The sequence below is a fragment of the uncultured Agrobacterium sp. genome (assembly GCA_913777615.1).
Lineage (GTDB): Bacteria > Pseudomonadota > Alphaproteobacteria > Rhizobiales > Rhizobiaceae > Agrobacterium.
The window spans coordinates 184,298-206,227 of the sequence record CAJYTK010000006.1; the positions used below are offsets into that span (position 1 = coordinate 184,298).

The 21,930-nt window shown below is 56.9% G+C and carries 21 protein-coding genes and 3 pseudogenes; 9 read left to right on the plus strand and 15 right to left on the minus strand.

The genetic code is table 11. The annotated features are described in order from the left end of the window. The first annotated feature begins 97 nt into the window (after positions 1 to 97). The 4 genes and pseudogenes from istA to QZ862_RS05440 all read left to right on the plus strand — a co-directional run bounded on the left by istA (position 98) and on the right by QZ862_RS05440 (position 3,290). A pseudogene (gene istA, locus QZ862_RS05425) lies at positions 98 to 1,624 on the plus strand (IS21 family transposase). A 25-nt stretch (positions 1,625 to 1,649) separates the two neighbouring features. Next, a pseudogene (gene istB / locus QZ862_RS05430) lies at positions 1,650 to 2,384 on the plus strand (IS21-like element helper ATPase IstB); the annotation flags it as partial. Between the two features lie 242 nt (positions 2,385 to 2,626). Then, the gene (locus tag QZ862_RS05435) at positions 2,627 to 2,812 is read left to right on the plus strand and encodes a hypothetical protein (RefSeq protein ID WP_296097998.1); all 186 of its coding nucleotides are present in this window, start codon (positions 2,627 to 2,629) and stop codon (positions 2,810 to 2,812) included. A 10-nt stretch (positions 2,813 to 2,822) separates the two neighbouring features. Continuing rightward, on the plus strand, positions 2,823 to 3,290 hold the full coding sequence (locus QZ862_RS05440) for a hypothetical protein (RefSeq protein WP_296098000.1): 468 nt from the start codon (positions 2,823 to 2,825) through the stop codon (positions 3,288 to 3,290). On the opposite strand, the gene QZ862_RS05445 is transcribed toward QZ862_RS05440, so the two are convergent. Next, complete coding sequence (locus QZ862_RS05445) at positions 3,282 to 3,605, minus strand: hypothetical protein (RefSeq protein ID WP_296098002.1); 324 nt, start codon at positions 3,603 to 3,605, stop codon at positions 3,282 to 3,284. The genes QZ862_RS05440 and QZ862_RS05445 overlap by 9 nt on opposite strands. On the opposite strand from QZ862_RS05445, the gene QZ862_RS05450 reads away from it, so the two are divergent. After that, positions 3,593 to 3,781 (plus strand): hypothetical protein, encoded by a 189-nt coding sequence (locus QZ862_RS05450; protein ID WP_296098005.1) that lies wholly within the window; start codon positions 3,593 to 3,595, stop codon positions 3,779 to 3,781. The two genes, QZ862_RS05445 and QZ862_RS05450, sit on opposite strands and share 13 nt — an antisense overlap. Positions 3,782 to 4,098: 317 nt before the next feature. On the opposite strand, the gene QZ862_RS05455 is transcribed toward QZ862_RS05450, so the two are convergent. Both QZ862_RS05455 and QZ862_RS05460 read right to left on the minus strand, forming a co-directional pair. Next, a protein-coding gene (locus QZ862_RS05455; protein WP_296098007.1) for an IS630 family transposase occupies positions 4,099 to 5,042 on the minus strand; the annotation gives its coding sequence in 2 pieces (ribosomal slippage) (positions 4,099 to 4,706 and positions 4,706 to 5,042; 945 coding nt in all). Between the two features lie 79 nt (positions 5,043 to 5,121). Then, positions 5,122 to 5,532 (minus strand): hypothetical protein, encoded by a 411-nt coding sequence (locus tag QZ862_RS05460; RefSeq protein WP_296098009.1) that lies wholly within the window; start codon positions 5,530 to 5,532, stop codon positions 5,122 to 5,124. 466 nt (positions 5,533 to 5,998) lie between these two features. On the opposite strand from QZ862_RS05460, the gene QZ862_RS05465 reads away from it, so the two are divergent. Beyond that, on the plus strand, positions 5,999 to 8,014 hold the full coding sequence (locus QZ862_RS05465; RefSeq protein WP_296098011.1) for a diguanylate cyclase: 2,016 nt from the start codon (positions 5,999 to 6,001) through the stop codon (positions 8,012 to 8,014). A 206-nt stretch (positions 8,015 to 8,220) separates the two neighbouring features. Here the strand turns inward: QZ862_RS05465 and QZ862_RS05470 are convergent, their stop codons facing one another. Beyond that, positions 8,221 to 9,162: a GlxA family transcriptional regulator gene (locus QZ862_RS05470; protein ID WP_296098015.1), complete on the minus strand. Its 942-nt coding sequence runs from the start codon at positions 9,160 to 9,162 to the stop codon at positions 8,221 to 8,223. A 123-nt stretch (positions 9,163 to 9,285) separates the two neighbouring features. Here QZ862_RS05470 and QZ862_RS05475 point away from each other — a divergent pair, with 123 nt between their 5' ends. Together QZ862_RS05475 and QZ862_RS05480 are read left to right on the plus strand one after the other, a co-directional pair. Next, positions 9,286 to 10,080, plus strand: a complete 795-nt coding sequence (locus tag QZ862_RS05475; protein WP_296098018.1) for an SDR family oxidoreductase — start codon at positions 9,286 to 9,288, stop codon at positions 10,078 to 10,080. A 37-nt stretch (positions 10,081 to 10,117) separates the two neighbouring features. Then, complete coding sequence (locus QZ862_RS05480) at positions 10,118 to 10,882, plus strand: SDR family NAD(P)-dependent oxidoreductase (protein WP_296098020.1); 765 nt, start codon at positions 10,118 to 10,120, stop codon at positions 10,880 to 10,882. 372 nt (positions 10,883 to 11,254) lie between these two features. On the opposite strand, the gene QZ862_RS05485 is transcribed toward QZ862_RS05480, so the two are convergent. Further along, positions 11,255 to 12,205, minus strand: coding sequence for a LysR family transcriptional regulator (locus QZ862_RS05485; protein ID WP_296098022.1), 951 nt, complete (start codon positions 12,203 to 12,205; stop codon positions 11,255 to 11,257). Between the two features lie 61 nt (positions 12,206 to 12,266). On the opposite strand from QZ862_RS05485, the gene QZ862_RS05490 reads away from it, so the two are divergent. Beyond that, entirely contained in the window at positions 12,267 to 13,190 is a 924-nt protein-coding gene (locus QZ862_RS05490) for an SDR family NAD(P)-dependent oxidoreductase (protein ID WP_296098024.1), read from the plus strand. A 64-nt stretch (positions 13,191 to 13,254) separates the two neighbouring features. Here the strand turns inward: QZ862_RS05490 and QZ862_RS05495 are convergent. The 10 genes and pseudogenes from QZ862_RS05495 to QZ862_RS05540 form a co-directional block, all read right to left on the minus strand. Then, positions 13,255 to 13,700 (minus strand): annotated as a pseudogene (locus QZ862_RS05495) (carboxymuconolactone decarboxylase family protein). A gap of 94 nt (positions 13,701 to 13,794) precedes the next feature. Beyond that, positions 13,795 to 14,190: a cupin domain-containing protein gene (locus tag QZ862_RS05500; protein ID WP_296098110.1), complete on the minus strand. Its 396-nt coding sequence runs from the start codon at positions 14,188 to 14,190 to the stop codon at positions 13,795 to 13,797. A 315-nt stretch (positions 14,191 to 14,505) separates the two neighbouring features. Next, positions 14,506 to 15,237, minus strand: coding sequence for a hypothetical protein (locus tag QZ862_RS05505; RefSeq protein WP_296098026.1), 732 nt, complete (start codon positions 15,235 to 15,237; stop codon positions 14,506 to 14,508). After that, a complete protein-coding gene (locus QZ862_RS05510) occupies positions 15,237 to 16,268 on the minus strand; it encodes an alcohol dehydrogenase catalytic domain-containing protein (protein ID WP_296098029.1) in 1,032 nt (343 codons plus the stop codon). Before QZ862_RS05510 ends, QZ862_RS05505 begins: the two co-directional genes overlap by 1 nt. Before the next feature lie 29 nt (positions 16,269 to 16,297). Then, entirely contained in the window at positions 16,298 to 17,155 is an 858-nt protein-coding gene (locus QZ862_RS05515; RefSeq protein ID WP_296098032.1) for an ABC transporter permease, read from the minus strand. Further along, on the minus strand, positions 17,148 to 17,915 hold the full coding sequence (locus tag QZ862_RS05520; protein ID WP_296098034.1) for an ABC transporter ATP-binding protein: 768 nt from the start codon (positions 17,913 to 17,915) through the stop codon (positions 17,148 to 17,150). The genes QZ862_RS05515 and QZ862_RS05520 overlap by 8 nt, the downstream gene beginning before the upstream one ends. 49 nt (positions 17,916 to 17,964) lie before the next feature. Beyond that, a complete protein-coding gene (locus tag QZ862_RS05525; RefSeq protein ID WP_296098036.1) occupies positions 17,965 to 18,987 on the minus strand; it encodes an ABC transporter substrate-binding protein in 1,023 nt (340 codons plus the stop codon). Positions 18,988 to 19,116: 129 nt separating this feature from the next. Next, positions 19,117 to 20,040, minus strand: coding sequence for a LysR family transcriptional regulator (locus tag QZ862_RS05530; RefSeq protein WP_296098039.1), 924 nt, complete (start codon positions 20,038 to 20,040; stop codon positions 19,117 to 19,119). 7 nt (positions 20,041 to 20,047) lie between these two features. Continuing rightward, positions 20,048 to 20,965, minus strand: a complete 918-nt coding sequence (locus QZ862_RS05535; RefSeq protein ID WP_296098041.1) for an alpha/beta hydrolase — start codon at positions 20,963 to 20,965, stop codon at positions 20,048 to 20,050. Between the two features lie 16 nt (positions 20,966 to 20,981). Then, complete coding sequence (locus QZ862_RS05540) at positions 20,982 to 21,890, minus strand: LysR substrate-binding domain-containing protein (RefSeq protein WP_296098044.1); 909 nt, start codon at positions 21,888 to 21,890, stop codon at positions 20,982 to 20,984. Positions 21,891 to 21,930: the final 40 nt, after the last annotated feature.

A 21,930-nucleotide genomic window follows, 5' to 3' on the forward strand; every position in this document is an offset into this window, starting at 1 on the left:
GAGAGCTGACCCGGGATTGCGGGAAATTACCACTGAGATTTGCCCCATGTTTCAATCATCCCTCGCGAGGTTCAGCGGGGGCTCTGGAGTGATCGACATGGCGTTACTGAGCGTAATACGACGCTGGCATTTTCGAGAGCACCTATCGATCCGGGAGATTTGCCGCAGGAGCGGCCTGTCCCGGAACACCGTCCGCAAATACCTGCGCCTGGACGGCGTGGAGCCGAAGTTCAAGGTCCCGGAGCGACCGAGGAAGCTTGATCCTTTCGCGGATCGGCTGTCGGCCTGGCTGAAGACGGAATCGAAGAAGGGCCGCAAGCAGAAGCGCACCCTGAAGCAACTCCATTCCGACCTGATGAGCCTCGGTTACGACGGCTCCTATTGCCGCGTTGCAGCCTTTGCCCGGGAATGGAAGTCAGACCGGCAGAGGGAATTCCAGACGACAGGGCGCGGAACGTTCGTGCCTCTGGCCTTCGAGCCAGGCGAAGCGTTCCAGTTCGACTGGTCGGAAGACTGGGCCATTATCGGCAACGAGCGCACCAAGCTGCAGGTCGCACATACGAAGCTAAGCTATAGCCGTGCCTTCATTGTTCGGGCCTATCTCCTTCAGACGCATGAGATGCTGTTCGATGCCCACAATCATGCATTCCGCGTGTTTGGCGGCATTCCCGGCCGCGGTATCTACGACAACATGCGCACGGCGATCGACAAGGTCGGCCGTGGTAAGGAGCGCGACGTCAATGTCCGTTTCCTGGCAATGGCCAGTCACTATGTGTTCGAGCCCGAGTTCTGCAATCCCGCGTCCGGTTAGGAGAAAGGACAGGTCGAGAAGAATGTTCAGGATGCGCGTCATCGCTTCTTCCAACCTGTTCCACGGTTTCCATCATTGGATGCCCTGAACGACTGGCTGGAGCTTCGATGCAAGGAGTTCTGGTTAAAGATCCCACACGGACAGATGCGCGGCACCATTGCTGACATCTGGGCTGAGGAAGCTCTGGCGCTGATGCCTGTTACCCGCGTGTTCGACGGCTTCGTCGAGTATACAAAGCGGGTCACGCCAACCTGCCTCGTCCATCTGGAGCGCAATCGCTACAGCGTCCCGGCATCCTTCGCCAATCGACCGGTGAGCCTGCGGGTTTACCCGGATCGTGTCGTCGTCGCAGCGGAGGGGCAGATCGTGTGCGAGCATCGCCGCGTGATCGACCGTTCTCACGATCGGCCAGGACAGACCATCTACGACTGGCGGCACTATCTGGCGGTGGTGCAGCGCAAGCCCGGTGCTCTTCGCAATGGCGCTCCATTCGTTGAGCTACCGGAGGCATTCCGGGCCTTGCAGCAATATCTCCTGAAGAAGCCGGGTGGCGACCGCGAGATGGTCGATATCCTGGCCCTTGTTCTCCAGCATGACGAACAGGCCGTGTTGTCGGCCGTGGACATGGCGCTGAAGTCCGGCGTTCCGACCAAGACGCATGTGCTGAACCTGCTGCATCGCCTCGTCGACGGCAAATCCTTCACACCGCCCACCATCGACGCGCCTCAGGCCTTGACGCTCACCAATGAGCCCAAGGCCAATGTCGAACGTTACGATGCGCTGAGAAAGACGGAGGTTCGCCAAGCGTCATAATCCGGCAAGCGGCGCTGTCGTCATCATGCTGCGGCAACTGAAGATGCACGGCATTGCCCAGGCCGTTGGCGAACTCACCGAGCAGGGATCGCCGGCGTTCGAGGCTGCCATCCCGATCCTATCGCAGCTCCTCAAGGCCGAGACCGCGGAACGTGAAGTGCGATCGACGGCCTACCAGCTCAAGGCGGCACGCTTTCCAGCCTATCGTGATCTGAACGGCTTCGACTTCACCAGCAGCGAGATCAACGAGGCACTGGTCCGTCAGCTTCATCGCTGCGACTTCCTCGACGACGCCAACAACATCGTCCTGGTCGGCGGTCCCGGCACGGGCAAGACGCATATTGCCACGGCCATCGGCGTCCAGGCCATCGAACATCATCACAAGCGGGTTCGGTTCTTCTCAACCGTGGAACTGGTCAACGCGCTTGAGCAGGAGAAGTCCCAAGGTCGTGCAGGCCAGATCGCCAACCGCCTGGCACACTCCGATCTCGTCATCCTCGACGAGCTGGACTACCTGCCATTCAGTGCTTCAGGCGGTGCGATGCTCTTCCATCTACTAAGCAAGCTCTACGAGCACACCAGCGTCATCATCACCACCAACCTGAGCTTCAGCGAATGGGCCAGGGTGTTTGGCGATGCCAAGATGACCACCGCGCTGCTCGACCGCCTCACACATCATTGCCACGTCCTCGAAACCGGCAACGACAGCTTCCGCTTCAAAAACAGTTCAGCCCATGAGCCCAAAACGACGAAGGAGAAACGCAGGAACTTGACCACCCCAACCACGACGGACGATACCCAAGGCGGGTCACTTCTCGGCGCAAATCCCGGGTCAGCTCTCAGTGAAAATCAACAGACACCGCTTCGATAACGATACCTGGGCCGGTTAACTCACCTTACGGGAAGATCGATTATCTGCTGGGCAAGGTTCCAGGTAGTACCGATAGTAAGGGCAAAGGCGGTTACTTTGCGGGTTATTTGGGTTTCAGTTCAGGTGATGATTTGGCAAAAGCCATGCAAAATCATCTCAAAGAAAATTTTGGCAGCGCTCTGGTAAAAAATAGTAAAATTGAAGTGACCGCCCCTATTACCGGTCCGAATGGTGTCACTGCCAATGTCAAATCTGCATGGCAAATAAGAGCTGATGGGTCTGTGAGTTTCGTGACAGCTCTACCTGGCCCACACTGAGAGGTGAGACGTGGTAGCCTTTTCCTGTGTCGCGCATAACGCGATATTTAGTTTGTTCGAAACCCGAGCGCTTACCGACTACAGAGAGTACGAGCTCCATCGAAACTCGTCCCTCGTGGGGACTTGCGAATTCCCCTCACACCTAACTCCAAATTTTTCTGTTGGTAGCGATGGCAGCTTTGCCGTCTACGGCAGTAGCTCCGCTTTTTTTTATCAAAAGTTCCAAAATTTGAGAAGGATAGACGAAAACCAGGAAATTGGGGCTATTTGGTTTTTAAGCGACAAGGTTATTATAAAAACTGAATCAACTATTGTTGAAAGATCGCTTGATCAGCTAGCTTGGATCAAGGAGTACAGTCACGGCGAAATAATTATTTCTGCGATGCTGAAATCAGACAATAAGTTAATATTAAAAGATCTAGATGGTTATGGTTTTGAACTTAATATACGCGACTTCTCGATTGAAAAGTTAGATTGAGTAACAGGCTGCGTCCCTGTGAGCTTGTCCCATCTGCGCTTCCTGGTGCACCGTCTGATCGGCAAGAACGGCGATTTCATGCTGCTGCTTTTTCGCCTCGCCGTCGATCTCAAACAACTTCGCTCTCAACCCAGTCTCGAATTGAACATACGCAGCACCTCTAAGGTTCCCCCAAGCAATAGCGTGAGCCATCAACGCGGCAACGTCGTCGTTCACTGCATGCAGGGTCGCGGCTTCAGCTTTTCTGAGCTTGTTGTAACGATGCCTTCGACCATTAAATTTAGGGTCAGGAGGATTCGAGAATGTGGAAGTCACTTTTGATTGTCGCTGCCCTCGCGACTTTTGCCGCTGCGCCGGCGAGCGCAGAGCAGTGCCGAGACGCCAAAGGCAAATTCGTCAAGTGCGAGACGACGAAGAAGAAGGTTCAGTGCAAGGATGCCAAAGGTAGGTTCGCCAAGTGCGGCACCGCCGGCGCCACACCTGTGAACTGAGCCGAAACGGGGGATGGCGGCCTTCATCCGGGCTGCCATCAGCCGCTAGGGATTGCAGTCAGCCTCTCCTTCGTCGTTTAGATCCAAGGACCGGTAGGTAGGCGTTTTGCTCCAATCATTCTCTGACGATAACCCGCAGCATCTCTTCGCGGCTGCATCCGAGTTCTTGGGCGACGCTGCGTACAGCTTCTTCGATGTCGTTGCTCAACGTTGGGGCGGGAGAGGGGAAAGAAATCCTCATCCTAGTAGCCGCCTGGACGCAGCGACGCCGCACGACGGCCGCAAGGACTCCCATCGGCGGCTAGAGCGTTTCCACTTTACTCGGGATCATACCCGCAGGATATGAAGTGATTAGCGCACTCTTGCGGTTCGAACATTGTGACGACTTGGCTGACCGCATCCCAAAGTGCATCGACGGTCCGCTCGGCTTTTGCGCGCAAGAGCGCCTTCAGTTTAGCGAACGCCTTTTCGATCGGATTAAAGTCTGGGCTGTACGGCGGGAGGTAAAGCAGTCGGCATCCCGCCGCTTTAATTGCCCGGTGTACGCCTTCGGCTTTATGCGCAGGCAGGTTGTCCATGATGACGATGTCGCCCGGTGCCGAGGTTCGAACGAGAACCTGCTCAACATAGGCCAGAAACGCGATCCCGTTCATCGCGCCGTCGATGACCATGGGTGCAGTCATGCCCGAAAGCCTGAGTGCTCCGGTGAATGTCGTCGTTTTCCAGTGTCCGTGCGGGATCGGGGAACGGCACCGCTCTCCGCAAATAGCCCGCCCGCGAAGCCGGGACATTTTTGTACTCAGGCCTGTTTCATCGATAAAGACGAGACGTGCCGGATCGAGATCAAGTTGTCCCTCGAACCAGTCCCGACGACGCTTCACAAGGTCGGGGCGCTCCTGCTCCAATGCATGTGCGGTCTTTTTTTGAATGTCCAGCCACGCTTTCGCAGCCAGACATCAAGCCCGCTGCGGCCAATGGAGACCGCCCGCTCTTCGGCCAGCCGCAGGACCATCTCATTGAGCGTGACGTCCTTTGCCTCCTCTATCATACCCACGATGTAATCCTCGTGGGCATCAAGCCGCGAGCCGCCGCGTCGTCCCTGTTTCGCTGGCGTCAACTGCCCCTGCCGTGCACTGGCAATCCAGGCGATGGCTGTCGAAATTCCGATCCCAAATCGAGCCGCCGCAGAGCGCGCCCACATACCATCACGCGAAGCAGCCAAGACGCGGCTACGAAGATCGTCGCTAAAAGCTCGAGTCATGTTCCCTCCGACCAAATCACCACTCGGAGCAAGGAATCAGAATTTCGTCACCAAAGGAATCCTCAAAACGATTCCGCGTTCAATGGACGTGCCCTAGCTTGGCCGCGCATGCGTATGCTGTTCTCAGTTCGGTCGTGAACAGCGCAAGCAATGAAGTGACAGCGACAAACAGTTTGCTGCCTGTCCATTGCGCACCGGTCAACCAAAAAGGGTTCGTTAGGCTCCCGATCGAAAACGCGGCTGCTAACGAAGAGGCGACGCTGGCGAAAAAGCCCTCATTCCGACCGAACAGCAGCCCCCAGAACAAAATCAAGGGTAAGAAAAGAAGCCATGGCAAAAGGTCAGTAATAAAAACATTGCGAATGACAGCAACGACCGCAATGACGAAAGCAACGATCAGATATCGATAAAATGGTCGCAGAGAGTGTTCAAAGGACCACCGCAGCAAAGCGTCGATTGATATATTCTTAATACGATCGTTTATGCGCATGCCCTAAAGAAAAATTCACAACGACCTCTTCGGCTTGATATCAGCCCGTCTTGATTGCGTCTACGGCTAGGTTCTTTAGCGATTCCGGCAATATGGTAATCAAATCCCGTGGAGCGCTGGCTTGAGCAGACACCCTTACACTCACCCTATTTCCGGTGGCAGGAGGTCCAGCCATTCCCCAACAGCGGGACCCTCAAGTTGCATCAGCCAATACAGTGCTGTCAGGCACAAGTTCACAAGGGGTCGGTACTCAACGAGCCTTTAGAGAAACAGTGATGCGAATGATCATTGATGTGAAAGGAGTAGGCTTCCCGGTTTGTGAAGGCAAGCAAGCACCGCGGCGAGAAATGTCCAACAAAGGCAGCATTCGACGCAAGCTAACATCGCTGCCAGAATAACATTTTAGCCGTTCGTTGACTCGATGGTGTTACCAAAGACGAATTTGAGGCTCTGCTCGAGGCGAGGAATGTCGATACTAAATACTATGGGCGTGCGTTCGCGCATGGCGGCGTTGATCACTGCGACCATTACGCCATTTCTGGCGCTGATCGCTGCGGGCATTATTTTCTCCTACAGCGAGGCGGATAAAGCCACCCGGCGCAACGTGGCACTCGATGCAGAACTCGGCGCTGCAAAATTCTCTCGAGTTTTCCGGGATGCCAAGGTCGTCCTAGGCACCCTTAGAGGCATGCCGCTCCTGCAGGCAAGCGACCGCCTCCGCTGCGACAGTTTCATCCAGAAGGTTTTAGCTGGCCAGCCAATGTTCATAACCATGGGCGTGCTAGACGCGACGGGTAAGATTGTTTGCCACAACAAAGCGGGGACGGAAGGTCAGTTTGGCGATATGGACCTCGCGTTGCGCATTGCACAGGCCGGTCCTGACGAGCTACTTGTCGGGCGTTTTATGATAGGACCGATCAGTAAGAAGCCGACAGTTGCGGTCGCGATGCGTCTCCCTGCGACGTCGAGCGGCGAACAGCTTTCTATATTCGGTGCACTCAATCTCGACGCGTTCTACAACATCGCTCAAGCTATCGCAGGAGAAACGAACCACACTGTAGCTCTAATCGAGCCTTCCAATCAGCGGGTCCTCGTCCGCTGGCCAGCAATCGTTCCGTTTGGAACCGAATTTTCCAACCACCCACTTATTAAGGCCATCGCGGATCAGCCTAGAGGCGGCACCACGTTCTCAGTAGGCTTTGACAATGTTCATCGCTTCTTTGGCTTTGCGCCGGTTGCTGACGCGACAGGAAGCTCACTGACAGTCTCCTTGGGCCAGCCTGAGGCCGATGCATTCGCGGCGGTTCAGGGAAGAGCAAGTTGGTCAATTATCCTCGCTGTCGTTGCGCTCATCACCGCGATTTTACTGTCTGCATTTATTGCCTATTACACACAACTTAGACCACTTATGAGGCTGGTTCAAAAATCTGAGCGCCTTGGTGAGGGTGAGTTTTCTAGCCGAGTGGTAATGGAGGACTGGCAGGCGCAAGAGTTTCGCAGTCTTGCGACAAGCTTGAATGAAACGGCAGCAAAGCTGCGAGCGGCCCAAGACGTCGAGCGCCGCTTTCGACTCGTTGCTGAAAACACCGCCGATATGATCACAGCAGTTGATCTTGCTGGCCGCCGCACCTTCGTATCCGGCGCGTCCCGTGACGTTTTAGGCTATGAGCCGAATGAATTGATCGGCGGTGCCCCCTTAGACCTGGTCTTTGAGGAAGATCGCGAGCGTGTGCGAGAGCTGTTCCGACGGACGCGTGACAACGCCAGCGGTGGCTCGGAGCAGTACCGTGTCATCCGAAAAGATGGAAAGCTTCTGTGGGTTGAGGTAAGCGGGCGAAGGATGTTTGACGAAAGTGGCTTGGTCTTCACAATGCGCAATATCTCCAAGAGAAAGGCGATTGAAGCTGAGCTGGAAACTGTCAATCAACAACTCTCCAGATTGGCGATAACTGACGAGCTGACCGGCATTAACAATCGTCGCGAGCTCAACCGCCTTATTGAATTTGAGGCGACGCGGAGCGCGAGAGAGGGCACACCACTTTCAGTCATTCTCATCGACGTCGATCATTTTAAGGCGTTTAACGACGTGTATGGCCACGTGGAAGGCGATCGTTGCCTGAAGGAGATTGCCTCTGCAATTTCCGGCGCTATTCGCCGACCAGCCGATAGCTGCGCCCGGTATGGAGGCGAGGAATTCTGCGTGCTCCTGCCGAACACCGACGCCTCCGGTGCTCTACACTGTGCGGAGGTCATCAGGGCAGCTGTGTCATCATTGAACATAACCCACACCGGACATGAGCAAGGGCACATCACGATCAGCCTCGGTGTCACCACTGCTCTAGGCGAAGCTGGACAGGAGGCACTGTTTCAATCTGCCGATCAGGCATTGTACATAGCAAAAGCCACTGGTCGCGATCGGGTTTCTGCGACGGTCATGAGCATGATGGCCGAGACGATCAAAATGGAACTGACATCGGCTTAGCCTGACCACGGCTCTTCAGATGAAACATTTAGAAAGCCAAGTCAATTGCTGCAGCTACGACCAGCTTGGCCGGGCCGACCGCATCTATATATTTCATTCAACTGGAGTGAAGCGAGTGTCGTAGACGTGGTGAAGAGGAGCCCTTCGGGTCGGATCAGAGTTTTGTGGTTCGATTCCTTTCAAGAGCTTCACCTCCGCAGCTATTCTCAGTCGGCTTTTGCCAGCCGCCGGATCGTCTGCGGCGGTTGTCCGTATTGGCGCATGAATGCATCGCGCATTCGCCTTAAATCAACGAAACCGCTTTCCTGCGCAATCTTCTCCATGGGATGACGGGTCTCCTCGATCATAAGGCGAGCGGCCTCAAGGCGGATTTGCTCGACGGCCTTGGCGGGCGTCTGGCCGGTTTCCGCATGGAACGCCCGGCTGAACTGGCGAGGCGAGAGGGCCGCAACCTCGGCCAGTTCCTCCACGGTCAAAGGGTTGGCGAGATGGGTCTTCGCATGGATCAACGTCTTTTGAATGCGGTCACTGCTGGGTGAAAGTTGAAGCAATTCAGAATGCTGCGACTGGCCGCCGGCGCGGCGATGATGCATTACAAGTCTTCGGGCGATAGCGCTTGCCACGTCACGTCCCAGATCTTTCTCGATCAATGCCACGGCTAGGTCCAGGCCCGCAGTCAGGCCGGCCGATGTCCAGACCGGTCCCTCGTTGATGAAGATGCGGTCGTCCTCAACCCGCACATTTGGAAAGGCCCTGCGCATCTCCTTGGCATAGGACCAGTGGGTGGTGGCGCGCCGACCGTCGAGAAAGCCCATCTGCCCCAGCAGAAACGATCCGGTGCAGAGCCCCGCGACCCGTCGCGATCCCTTGGCCAAATCGCGTAACGTCGCAAGAGTCGCCTCATCCTGCTGCGGAGGGGGGACGAGACCCGCCAGAAGAAGCAGCGTATCCACCTGTCCCACATCGTCGAGCCTGGTCGTTGGCACGGAAAAACCGCTGGATGACATGACAGGTCCGCCTTCGACCGAGGTGATCGAAAGGGTGTAATAAGTTTCATCCCTCAACACATTGGCCAGCTCGAAAGCCGCTTGCACGCCGAGCGCCAGAAACTGGAAGCCCGGCGTCAGTACCATGGAAACGTGAGGCATTCGGCCCTCCAAACTCTATGTCCGAAAAACGTAGTTTATACGTCATATCGGACAAATGTCATTTGGTCCATAACGTCCTTGTCGAAAGCGATGGCGCTTTCTCCACAAACAAGGAACAGACCGATGACCACCAAGGGAACTGCACTCATCACCGGCGCCTCCACCGGCATCGGCGCGATTTATGCCGACCGTCTTGCCGCGCGCGGCTACGACCTGATCCTCGTTGCCCGTAACAGGGACAAGCTTCAGATGCTTGCCTCGGCGATCTCGGACAAGACGAACCGTGCCGTCGAAGTGCTTGCCGCCGATCTGGGCAACGTCGCCGATCTGGCGGGCGTTGAGAAGGTGCTGCGCGAAGACAACAGCATCACGGCGCTGGTCAACAATGCCGGTATTGGCACCCACACGACGCTGCTGGAAAGCGATGTCGATCGCATGGAAGCAATGGTGCGCCTCAACGTGACCGCCGTGATGCGCCTGACCTACGCGGCAGTGCCCGGCTTCGTAGCGCGCGGCGGCGGCACGGTGATCAATATCGCCTCGATCGTGGCGGTTGCGCCCGAACTGCTCAACGGCGTCTACGGCGGGACAAAGGCTTTCGTCCAGGCGTTCACAACTTCGCTCAACCACGAACTTTCAGGCCGCGGCATCCGCGCCCAGGCTGTTCTGCCCGGCGCGACACGGACCGATTTCTGGGCTCTCGGCGGCCTGCCGGTCGAGCATCTTCCCACCGAAATCGTGATGCAGGCGGAAGACATGGTCGATGCCGCGCTTGCCGGGCTCGATCAGGGCGAAACCAGCACAATCCCCGCGCTTCGGGATATCGATTTGTGGAACGCCTATGAGGCGGCACGTCTCGCCCTTGGCCCACAGCTCTCCGCCACCCGGCCGGCTCCGCGCTTCACGACGGCAGCCTGAACGCGTCGAACCCTTTCCAGAATGAAGGATTGATCCTATGAAACTAACTGGCAATACCATCTTCATCACCGGCGGCACGAGCGGTATCGGACGCGGCCTTGCGGAAGCTCTCCATCGCCTCGGCAACAAGGTGATCATCTCCGGGCGGCGTACCGCGTTGCTGGACGAAGTGACCTCAGCCAACCCCGGCATGGCGGCGATCACGCTAGATGTGTCTAGCCTCGACAGCATCCAGTCCGCCGCGCGGCAACTGATCGAAAACTATCCCGACCTCAATGTGGTGTTCAACAATGCCGGCTTCATGCCCTTTGACGATGTTTCTGGCCCGGTTGACGACGCCGTCGCGCAGGACCTGATCGCCACCAACCTGCTCGGACCCATCCGTGTGACCTCGGCGCTGATCGAACATCTGAAGACGAGGCCAGAGGCAACCGTGTTGTATACTAGCAGCGTGCTTGCCTTCGTTCCGATCGCTACAAATGCGATCTATTCGGCGACGAAGGCGGCACTCCATTCGTTCGCCCTGTCGCAGCGTTTTCAGCTTCGCGACACCAGCGTTCGCGTGCAGGAAATCGCTCCGCCATGGGTGGACACCGATCTGATATACAAAAGCGGTGATCCGCGCGCCATGCCGCTACCAGATTTTATCGAGCAGACGCTCGCCGCGCTTGGCACGGATGCGCCCGAAGTGATCGTCGACGCCATCAAGCCCCTGCGCGACAATCCGGGCGCGAAAGAACATGGCTTCTTTGAAGCGTTCAATCGCAGCATCGTCGATAACCCGATCCCCGTCGGTGCCTGAAAAAAAGGCCGATGTCGCTTGATCCGATCGACATCGGCCAAAATCTGTCGGTCAGGCATGACTTCACAGAAAAATGCCGCCGTCTAAAAAATTACCTGGCCAACATATCCTTGAGAGCCATTGTATTGTCTTTTCGACCTGAACTGGTTGAGACAGGTTTGTTTCTGTTGCCCCAGAACATGGAGGAAAAGGGCCGAGCACCGTAGACACCACTGTTTTCGGGATTTAGGAGGCGAATTTCTGAATGTCCGACGATAGGTCCCCAACGGCGGTCACGCATGTCGGATTTGACGGCGGTTGTGGGTCGGCGCTCGTAAGCGGGTTATAATATACGTAAGCCGACATGTTCCCCGAGATGAACTGTGTGATATTTCAACCATTTTTGGCGTGTATGTCCGTTGCCTTCCTCAGGAAGTCGAGAAATTTGCGCATTCCCGCTCCGATATGGCGGTGTCTCGGATAGTAAAGGCAGAGGCCAGGATAGGGCGGCGTCCACTCCGCTAGCACCTGCCTAAGTCTCCCGTCGGAGAGTGCGTCAGCCGCCATCCACCGCGTCACATAGGCAAGCCCGCAACCGTCCAGTGCCGCCGCGAGAAGAAGTCTGGACTGGTCAACGACCAGGTTTCCGGTCGTCGATACGACGACCTCCTCGGCGCGGCGCTGAAACTCCCAGCGATAGATCGACCCGCCCGCCAAGCGGAGTTGGACGCATTGGTGAAGTGCTAGGTCGGACGGACTCTCCACGGGTGGCGCATTGTCGAGATAGGCGGGCGACGCCACGACGATATGCTGCTGGTCCGGACCGATCGGGATGGCAACCATCTCTCCAGGAACCAGTTCGGCCGCGCGGATGCCGCAGTCGAAACCTCCTTCAGCGATATCGACCAGTCTTCCCTCGGACCGGATCTCAAACCGCATTGCCGGCTGCAGCTTCATGAAGCGGGTCAGCAGCGGCATCAGCACTTGCTCGGCGGCGTTGGCGTCGCAGTTGATCCGAACAAGCTCGGACGGCGAGGCGGCCTGTTCGTGCAGTTCCTCAACGGCCAGTCCTATTTCCCCGATCGCGGGCAAAAGCCGCTCTGCAAGCCTTCGGCCCGGTTCAGTCAGCGATACGTTCCGCGTCGAACGGTGGAAGAGCTTTACCTTGAGACGCTTCTCCAGTCCGGCGACTGCGTGACTTAGTGCCGACGGCGTCTGGCCCAGAACTCGGGACGCAGCGCGAAAACCTCCGTGCTCGGCGACGGCAAGGAAGGCCGCTAGCTCGCCAGGAGGGAGCAAGCCCACTGTTCGAATTATCTCATCATTGCGTATAACGGTGGTCATCTAGTTCATGAATGCCATGCGCTTATCTTCGGGACAAGTCGATTACTGAAGGAGTAAAACCATGACTTTACCGATACAGTTTGGCTTTTCATCTACGGCCGCCGACGTTCTGGAAGGCGTCGACCTCGCCAGCCGGAACGTCATCGTAACCGGTGGCGCCGCTGGCATCGGGCTGGAGACGAGCCGCGCTCTCGCGGCCGCGGGAGCTGCTGTGACGATTGCGGCCCGCCGCCCGGATGAGGCGGAGAAGGCAGTCGCTGAGCTGAAAAAGAGTATGCCCGAGGCTCAACTGCGCGTTCGGCGCCTCGACCTCGCGGATCTGTCTTCCGTGCAGCAATTCTCGGAGAACTGGAACGAGCCTTTGCACTTTCTCGTCAACAATGCGGGCGTCATGGCCATTCCGGAATTGCAGCGGACTGCGCAAGGGCGGGAGATGCAGTTTGCCACGAACTATCTGGGGCATTTCGCGCTGACCCTTGGCCTGCGGCCGCATCTGGCCAAGGCAAATGGTGCCCGTGTCGTTTCCGTCGCCTCGACCGGCAACCTGTTCGCGCCCGTGTTCTGGGACGATTCGGACTTCCGCTTCATTCCATACGATCCGCTGCTTGCTTATGGGCAATCGAAGACAGCCTGCATCCTGCTGTCCGTCGGGATCACCAAGAACTGGGTCAGCGACGGGATAACGTCCAACGCGCTCAATCCCGGAGCGATTGCCACGGGGCTCCAGAAGCACACCGGAGGCCTGCGAACCCCCGAGCATTTGCGCAAGACAATAGAGCAGGGGGCAGCCACGTCGGTGCTGCTGGCGGGTTCGCCGCTCGTTGAAGGCATTTCCGGTCGATATTTCGACGATTGCCAGGAGGCCTCGGTCGTTGACGAGCGGGGACCTGGGCCCTTCAAAGGCGTGGCGAGATACGCCGTTGATGAGGACAACGCGGTCCGGCTCTGGGAGATGGCGACGCGGATGCTGGGATTGCCTCTGTGAGCGGAACACCCTGTCGACCTGTCCGGAACGGCAGGGTGCTCGTCGAGCGATGACCGGACGCTGATCAGGCCTTGGCCGCCACCGGACGCCGGAATGGCGCGCCCAAGCGGTTGAAGGCGTTCATCGCGGCGATCGTGATCGTCAGATCGACGAGATCCTTCGGTTCGAAGGCTGTCGCGGCCGCGGCATAAGCCTCGTTCGAGGTGTGGGTCTGGCTGACGTTGGTCACCTCCTCGGCCCAGGCGAGAGCGGCACGTTCTTGGTCGCTGAACAGGTGAGGCACCTCGTCCCACACCGGGACGAGGTGATCTTGTCTACCGACATCGTCTTGCGTAGGTCGCGGCTATGCATGTCGATGCAACGGGCGCAGCCGTTGATCTGCGACACGCGCGGGAAGACGAGATGAATCAGCTCTTCAGGCAGGTTCGTCTTCTTGGTGACGTAGTGATGGACGCCGAAGAGCGCCTTTGCGCCGTCCGGGGCGACTTCGGACCAGTTCATGCGGGTCATATCGTTTTCCTTTCTCGTGGACACGGTTCTCCGTTCGCCGAGTAAACCGTCGTTGCTTGTGCAGTAGTTTATTAGGTAGGTCTGGTAGCTAGCGTTACGGCTTGCGCGGCGTCGTCAGGGCGGTGTCATCGGTGTCGACTACGAAGACGGCGAGTAGCTTCGCCGGCTCGGTCTTGCTGGCGTCGGCGCTGACGTTGTGGCGGTCGCCCGGCAGCGCGGTGAAGTTCTGCCCGGCGATGAAAGTCTTCGTCTCGCCACCGTTCACGGCGCTTGGGATGGCGCCTTCGAGAACCGTCGCATAGGTCAAGGCGGATTTTGCATGCGTATGAGCCGAACTGTAGCCGCCGGGGCCGTATTCGACGAGGACGCCCTTCACGCTCTTTCCGGAAACGTCCGGGAGGGGATGCTGGTAAACCAGCGTCACCTTTGCATTCTTCGTGTGGTACGCAAGTCCAGGCTTGACGACGTCATGAGCGGAAGCTGTGGCCAGAGAGACCGCAAGTGCCGTAGCGGGATAGAAGGGCAGAGCTTGTCAGGTCTGCGGGTTGATCGTGAGCCACTACACTGCTGTTTTCACCTTGTGCAGACCCACACTTTTGCAGCGAGACGAAAGAAGATATGCGAGGACAACAGCATTCCGAAATTCGAGGCGGTCCTCTTATGATTGACGAGGCACCGACGAACGCGATTAAGAACTGGGATTCTGAGTCTCTGACAACCTGAAGAGTCTGGATGAGATCGACGTAAAACAACAGCGCTGTCGTAAGTTCGATTCGGCTCAAGGCGATACGTATGAACGGACAGGTCATGGGTCCGTAAAATCTGACTGACGGTTTGAAACTCTGGTCGAATCGATTTGCGATCGGTCTGTTGGAAACTCGTCGCCGCGATAGCTGATTAACATCGTGAAAAGGTCGTTGCGCAGAATTTTCTGAGGTTCGAGCGTGGCGAGGATCTGCTCAGTTAATATGTTCTGCACGGCAGAAAGCGATTGAACGGATTCGCCTTCGGCGATTACCACCACGTTGAGAGTGTCCGGGTCGGTCTTCTCGTCCTGCGAAAAAACCTCGTAAATCTGGTTTGGTTCGGCGAGAGCTACTCTGAAGCTAATTAGACGGGACTGCGTGATCAAATGGTACAACTCTGTCTCGAGTGCGCGCACCCATGCTTGCGCTTTGCCTCGATCTACGGAGTAAGCCTGAACGTTCGCGGCTCCACCAATTCCTTTTCCTCCAGTTGCCGCGATCTTGCCTGGAATTCTAAGGACCTTTGAGAAATTTCGACGCATCTTGAGCGACCAGGGGGTGGGGTTGCGTACGAGGTCGATATAAGCGGGGTGTTCGATCACGCTAATATCCTCAAGATCGTAGAGCGTGAAATAGGTTTCGATTTGGCTGGCCGACACGTAACGGCGTGCGGCCTCCATGCCTGGTACGGTCAAACGCTCGGGCACGTGCTCGAACGTGTGCCATGATGCGTACTCTTCGGCGAGGTCTGCCGGATAATCGTTCCAGAGCGCGAGAATGGCTGCGACCATCAAACCTCTCCCATATGTAAAATCACTTTGGAGGCGACATGATCATGCGCAGCCTGAAAGCCGGTGAGAGCGTCAATTAGTGGCAGGGTGTGCGAAATCAGTTGCCGTATCAAATCCTGATGGCCATCAAGAAAGGCGATGACGCCGTCCCAATCGGCTGCGGGGGCTCGATAGGATCCACGTATTTGCTGGTGCATGCGCACAAGTGTTGTAAGATCGATCTCGGCGGGTCTGGGATGGATGCCGACGACGGTGAAAATTCCGCGCTTCTTAAGAAATGGCAAGGTAGCGGCGACCAGCGTCGGCACACCTGCCGCTTCGATGATCGCATCGAACGGAGCAAATTTGGAAAGCGCGGTTTCAATGTCGACATCGCTAGTATCGATCAGATGCTGAAAACCAGCAGCGGCAAGGTTTTTGAGACGTGGCCCATCATCGCGGCCCATGATGACGACTTTCGCGCCGCGCGAGCGCGCCAGGATTGCTATACCCTGGCCGATGAAGCCCGGCCCAATGACGAGTATGGTCTGACCTGCCGCAACCTCGGTCGTCGCGACGGCCTCTGCGCAGACAGTCATCGGTTCCGTTAGCGCAGCGATATCCATATCGAGACTGTCCGGCAGCGTGTGACAATTGCTGTAGGGAACGCAGACATAGGAGGTGAACGCACCGTTTCGGCCAATGCCAACGCCCTTGCGTGAAGTGCAATTATCTTCGTCGCCCTTCAGGCAGGCCTCGCAATGGCCGCATGTTGTAGAGGGTCGGGCGGTGACACGGGTTCCGATCACGTCGGCTGGGACGTTTTTTCCGACTTGTTCTATCGTGCCTGAAAATTCGTGGCCGAGCGTGACGGGCATGGCACTTTCCATCGACTCGTAGCCCGGCGTCCATTGGGCGATATGCAGGTCGGTCCCGCAGATGCCGGCGAAATGCACACGGATCAACACCTCGCCAGCGGCAATGTTTTCAGGCTTGGCTATCGTATTGAAGTGCACGCCACTGCCGGGCCGGACTTTTTGCAATGCCAGCATATTCAATCTCCATTGATAAGGTGCAGGTATTAGCCGCGCCAGCTTAAAAAGCGCTTCTCGACCTGTCCGATTGCGAAGTTCACGATCAGGCCCATGACAGAGAGGATAGTGACACCGGCAAACAGCTTTTCGAGATCATAGAGCGAACCTGCCTCGAGAATGTAGGAGCCGACACCATATTGGGCACCAAGCATTTCGGCCGCGACGAGGAGGATAATGGCAATCGAGATCGACACCCGTAGGCCCGACAGGATGGCAGGGAACGCACCAGGCAGGACAATCTTGCGAACGATCGACCACCAGCTTAGCCCGAAACTCTGGCCCATACGGATCAGGGTGCGATCGACATTGTCGACGGCGCCGTAAGTCGCGACCACGGTTGGCGTGAATGTGCCGAAAGCAATCAGGGCGTATTTCGACGTCTCATCGATGCCGAACCAGATCACGAATAGCGGCAGAAGCGCAATCTTCGGGATTGGAAACAGCGCCGCGACCAGCGGCACCAGCCCTGCGCGAAAGTAGCTGAAAAGGCCGATCATCACGCCGATCGATATACCAACAGCGATGCCCATTAATGCGCCGATGAACAGCCGCTGAAGCGATGGCAGCAGGTGTTTCAAGAGCAATCCAGTCTGCCAGAGCTGCACGAAAGTATCGAGTACGGCGGAGGGGCGCGGCAGTGTCAGGTTTGAAATGAAACCGCTGCGCGTTCCAATCTCAGCAAGGGTGATCAGGACCACGAACACGGCGATGCCCAAACCGCGCACTGGGATCGGCGCAAAGCCGCCGCCGCGAAATGCGACGGGGCGTACCGGAGCAGTTCTGATTTCTTTCCTGTCGTCGCCGGATGTTCCGGCAGCGTTGGCAAGTGTGGTGACGTTAGACATTGACCAACTCCTTGTCTGCGGCCATGGCCTCTTCGCGCATCAGGTCCCAGAGCTGCTTTTGCTTCTCTTCCAGCACGGGATCGCCAAGATGGCGGTCGGACAGCGGGATATCGATATCGACGATTTCGCGGATTTGGCCTGGTCGACGGGAAAGGACGACGACTCGGTGGCCAAGCCGCACTGCCTCGTTTAGATTGTGGGTCACATAGACGGACGTGAACGGCTGACGTGTCCACAACGCGACAAGGTCATCCATCAAAAGCTCGCGCGTCTGGCTGTCGAGTGCTGAAAGCGGCTCGTCCATCAGCATCACCGCGGGACGGACTGCCAGTGCCCGGCTGATCGCGACACGCTGGCGCATGCCGCCCGAAAGTTGCTTGGGAAGCGCCGTGCGGAAATCCGTCAGGCGGGTACGGTCAAGAACGTCTGTGACGATCTCGTCCATTTCGAGCCGACTGAGCTTGTGATCTTCGAGCACAAGCCGGATATTGCCTTCTACAGTGCGCCAGGGCAGCAGGGCGAAATGCTGGAAGACGTAGGTGAGGGGATTGAGTGAGCCGGGTGGAGGATTCCCGATCTGCAGCACCTCGCCTGAACTTGGTCGTTCAAGGCCGCCGAGAAACCGAAGCAATGTCGATTTGCCACAACCGGATGGCCCGATCAGACAGATGATCTGCCCTTGCGGAATATTGAGTGAAATATCTTTCAGAACCTCTACGGCTCCGTAGAAATGGCTGATGTTCTTCAGCTTCAGATCCATGGTTCCTCCATGCGAAGGCCGTTAGGCCTCCGCGATAATAACTGGCTGATCAAATGGTTTTTACGTAGGACGTCTCGAACAGCTGTTCGTTCGTAATTGCGTCCTTGACCATGCCTTCTGCCTTGAACCATTCGAGCTGCTCGACACAGCTGCCAAGCGACAGTGCCAACCCTGCATTGATGCGCATGGCGCCATCGATCAGATTCTGCTTGGCAGCGTCGAACGGGCTATCGCTTTCGACATATTTGTGGACGATTTTCGCCAGAGCGTCGCGTTCCGCATCGTCAGCCGTGTTGTCTACGAAGGCGGCGTTGTAATCGTCAATTGCGCGTGAATAGGCTTTGACGAACGCTGCCGTCATCTCGCGTTCACTGGCCGCATTCTTGGTCGAGGTGAAGGCGGTGGTGACCTGATAATCCGGCGCGTAATCCGAAACCAGACCGATCTGCTTCGCGGCACCCTCGCGGATCATCTTCTTGGCGACGTTCGGCTGGATCGCCCATGCATCGATCTGACCTGTGGTCAGGGCTCCGACGATGGCCCCCAGTTTCTGCAACGGGCGCAGTTCGATATCCGACAGCTTGATGTTGTTTGCGATGGCAATCTTGTGCGCCATGAAGTGGAACGAGGAGCCTGCCGTGGTGATGCCGAAGCTTTTGCCGGACAGCTTGGACGGGTCAGTGAGACCCGCCTCATAGGCTTTGTTCGATGCAAGTATAATTGCGCCGGTGACGCCCTTCTCCTCGGTCAATGCGCCGCCGATAACCTTGATGGCGTCTTTCTGGGCAAGACTGATGAGACCACCGCTCATTGAGGTTACACCGAAGTCAGCATCACCGGAGGCGATCGCGACGGCCATCGGTTGAGCGGCTTCGAAGAACTTCAGCTGTATATCCAGTCCAGCTTCCTTGTAATAGCCGCGCTCGAAAGCAATGAAGCTTGGCGCATGGCTGGCAAGGTGAAGCACTGCAAGATTGCGGGTTGCAGCGCGTGCGGGCAGACCGAAAGCCGCAGCGCTGCCGAGTGCGCCCATGCCGATAAGCGCCTGACGGCGGCTCAAAAATATATTCATTCTGTTTCTCCTCCCAAAGATGACGTGTCCGAGACGCCATTCGCTCTTATTGCCACCGGCTGAAAAGCAAGACAACGAACAATGATTATGTCTCCCATGCCCTTGAGGCATGCGGATGGTTGTTTTCAATCAGGCGAGCGGCGGCAGGTCGGCCAATCTGCGAGACAGAATTTCAGTGAGTTTGCGCAGATTGGCGGAATGCGAGCGGCGGCGGTTCCATAGAACCGATATCGAGAATTGTGGGGCGTCTTCGATGGGCCGAACGACGAGGTTGCTGCCGACGGGTCCGAGCGTGGTGACGTAGTCAACCAGCACGATGCCCATTGCTTCATTCGCTAGCGCCAGTGCGGTGTCCGAAAATCGCGCAACAGCACGCGTATTGACTTTCAATTTCTCGCGATTGAGAAATCGATCGACGACTGTCTGATGAGCGCCGCCTGGGGCAAAAGCTATAAAATCCATATCCGCCAGATCGGCCGCTCGTATGACAGGCGTCATTGCAAGGCTATGATCCTTGTGAATGACCGCGACCAGATCGACCCGCCCCACGTGCTCGATAGCAATGAGCGGATGATCTGGCGTGGCGATCGTCACAACCGCTTCTCCGCGTCCGGTAATCAGGTATTCCTCGATCTGGTCTACCGGAAGTACGTCGAAGAAAAGCTCGATACCGGGCACCTCGACGGACAATGTTCTTAGAGCCTGTGGCACCAGCGCGCGCGCCACACTGGCTGTCGATCCAACCCGGAATACAGCCGTTTCACCGCGTGCGATGCGGCCTATCTGGGTGCCGACGCCCGTCAGTTGCCGTATCAGCGGGTCGATCTCGGCATAAATCTCAAGTGCTTCGGATGTAGGGACAAGACCGTTGCGGTCGCGTGTGAAAAGCGCAATGCCAAGCAGGTCTTCGATTCGACGGATCGTACGGCTCAGCGCTGGTTGAGAGACATTAAGAACCTTTGAGGCACCAGTGATGGAGCGCGCCTGCATGACCGCATGGAAAACCTCCATCTGCCGAAGGCTGAGGAGACCGTCATCAGGCCGTTGGGCCATCGAAGTTTCATAATTGTCCTGGGACATCGATCGCCTTTTCAAGGAATGGCAGGAGATCTTCGAGCATTTCGCTGGCGGCGGTCTCCGGCAGCAGATGACCACCACCAATGCCCTTCCCTTGAACCTTAGATGACCAGTCTGCCCATATATCGAGTGGTTCGCGACCGCCGCCATAGAGCCTATCCTTCTCCCAGAATAAAAGGACAGGTACCTGGATTTTGCGGTCTGACATGCGATCAGCAAGATCGTCAGTTTCGTCTGTTGCGGCACCAGCCCGATAATCCTCACACATGGCGTGGCGAACATCGGGATTGTCGAATGCGAACCTGTAGTCTTCCAACGCCAGTGGATCGATCCGTTCAATATTCTCAGCCATTTTGCCGAGCGTGAGATCGATGAGAAAACGCGGATCCGCGGCCATCAGTTTTTCGGGTAGAGGCGCGGGCTGGGCCATCATGAACCAGTGCCATGCTCCCATGCCGAAGGCTTTGCTGACACCTTCCCACGTTTCCGGTGTGGGGACGACGGTGACCGAGACGAGTGCCGTGATCGTTTCTGGAAAATCAAGCGCCATGCGATAGGCAACCCTGCCCCCACGGTCGTGACCAACGACAGCATACCGGAGATGTCCTAGCGCCAGCATCATTTCTCCCAGGCTTTTCGCCATGCGACGTTTGGAACCCATTCCTTGCCAGTTGCCAGTGACGCGGCTTTCACCATAGCCCGGGAGGTCTGGAACAACGACGGTATAGTTTTCGGCAAGTACCGGCGCGATCCGGTGCCATGCCGAGCGGGTTTGCGGATAGCCGTGCAAAAGCAGGATCACGGGACCGCTGCCGGCTGTCAGAACGGCGAAACTGATGTCGGGCGTTTCGATGCGATTTTCTTCAAAGCCTGGAAACAGCTCGTTGGCGCGTCTATACATTGATTAACTGTACCTTTTAAGCGTGTGAGGTCACTGCGGCTATGTTCCTCAGCGCCTCGATCAGTCTGTCTACGCCCTTCTGTCGCGGGCGAAGATGGCAGATATGGACGTAGGCGGAAACGCTGACGCTTTTCTCGATCGGTATTGCCACGAGCCCGTTTGCTTCGCAATCGATAGCGGAAAATGCGTCGAGTATCGTGATGCCAATGCGTTCTGTGACGAATGATAGTGCGGCCTCGACAAAATGCACATAGACCGCCGTGTTTCTCGATATGCCCCAACGCCGAAAGGTCTCGTCAATCAGAAGACCATGTGTGGTGGTGGTTCCGAAAGAGATCAGCGGTTCACCAGCAAGCGCCAGCGGCGTTACTGATTTACAGCCAGCCAGCGCGTGATCATTCGGGAGGACACAGACGAGACCGGCGCTGGCTATTTTCGCCGTTTCTATCACCGGATCGTTGACCTCTGCGATCGTTGCAACACAGGCACCCTGGCCGAACAGCAGGTAGTCGCGAACATCGCGCTGCGATAGTGAGTCACTGTAGTAGGTGCCCGCAGCCCCTTCCAGTTGCAGGCGTCTCAATGCCTTCGGAACCAATCGCATGCCAAGACTTGGCGTCGAGCCGAACCGAAAGACAGAGGCGTCGCCTCGAGCAATCGAGTAGATGACATCAGACAGCATTTCGGATTGCTGGTGGACGCGCTCGACCTCGGTAAAGATCAGTTCCGCTTCCTGAGTCGGCACCAGTCGGCCGGAAATGCGTGCAAATAGCGCGATACCAAGTTGGTCTTCGAGACGCTTGATGGCAATCGACAGGCTCGGCTGCGAAACACCAAGGTGACGGGCTGCTGCCGTCAACGAATGCGTCGCCATGATCGTGCGAAAAATTTCGATCTGCCGCTCTCTGAGTTTGGGATTTGGCATCCGTGCTCGCATTGCTTCTATAAATCCAAGTTATAGGATG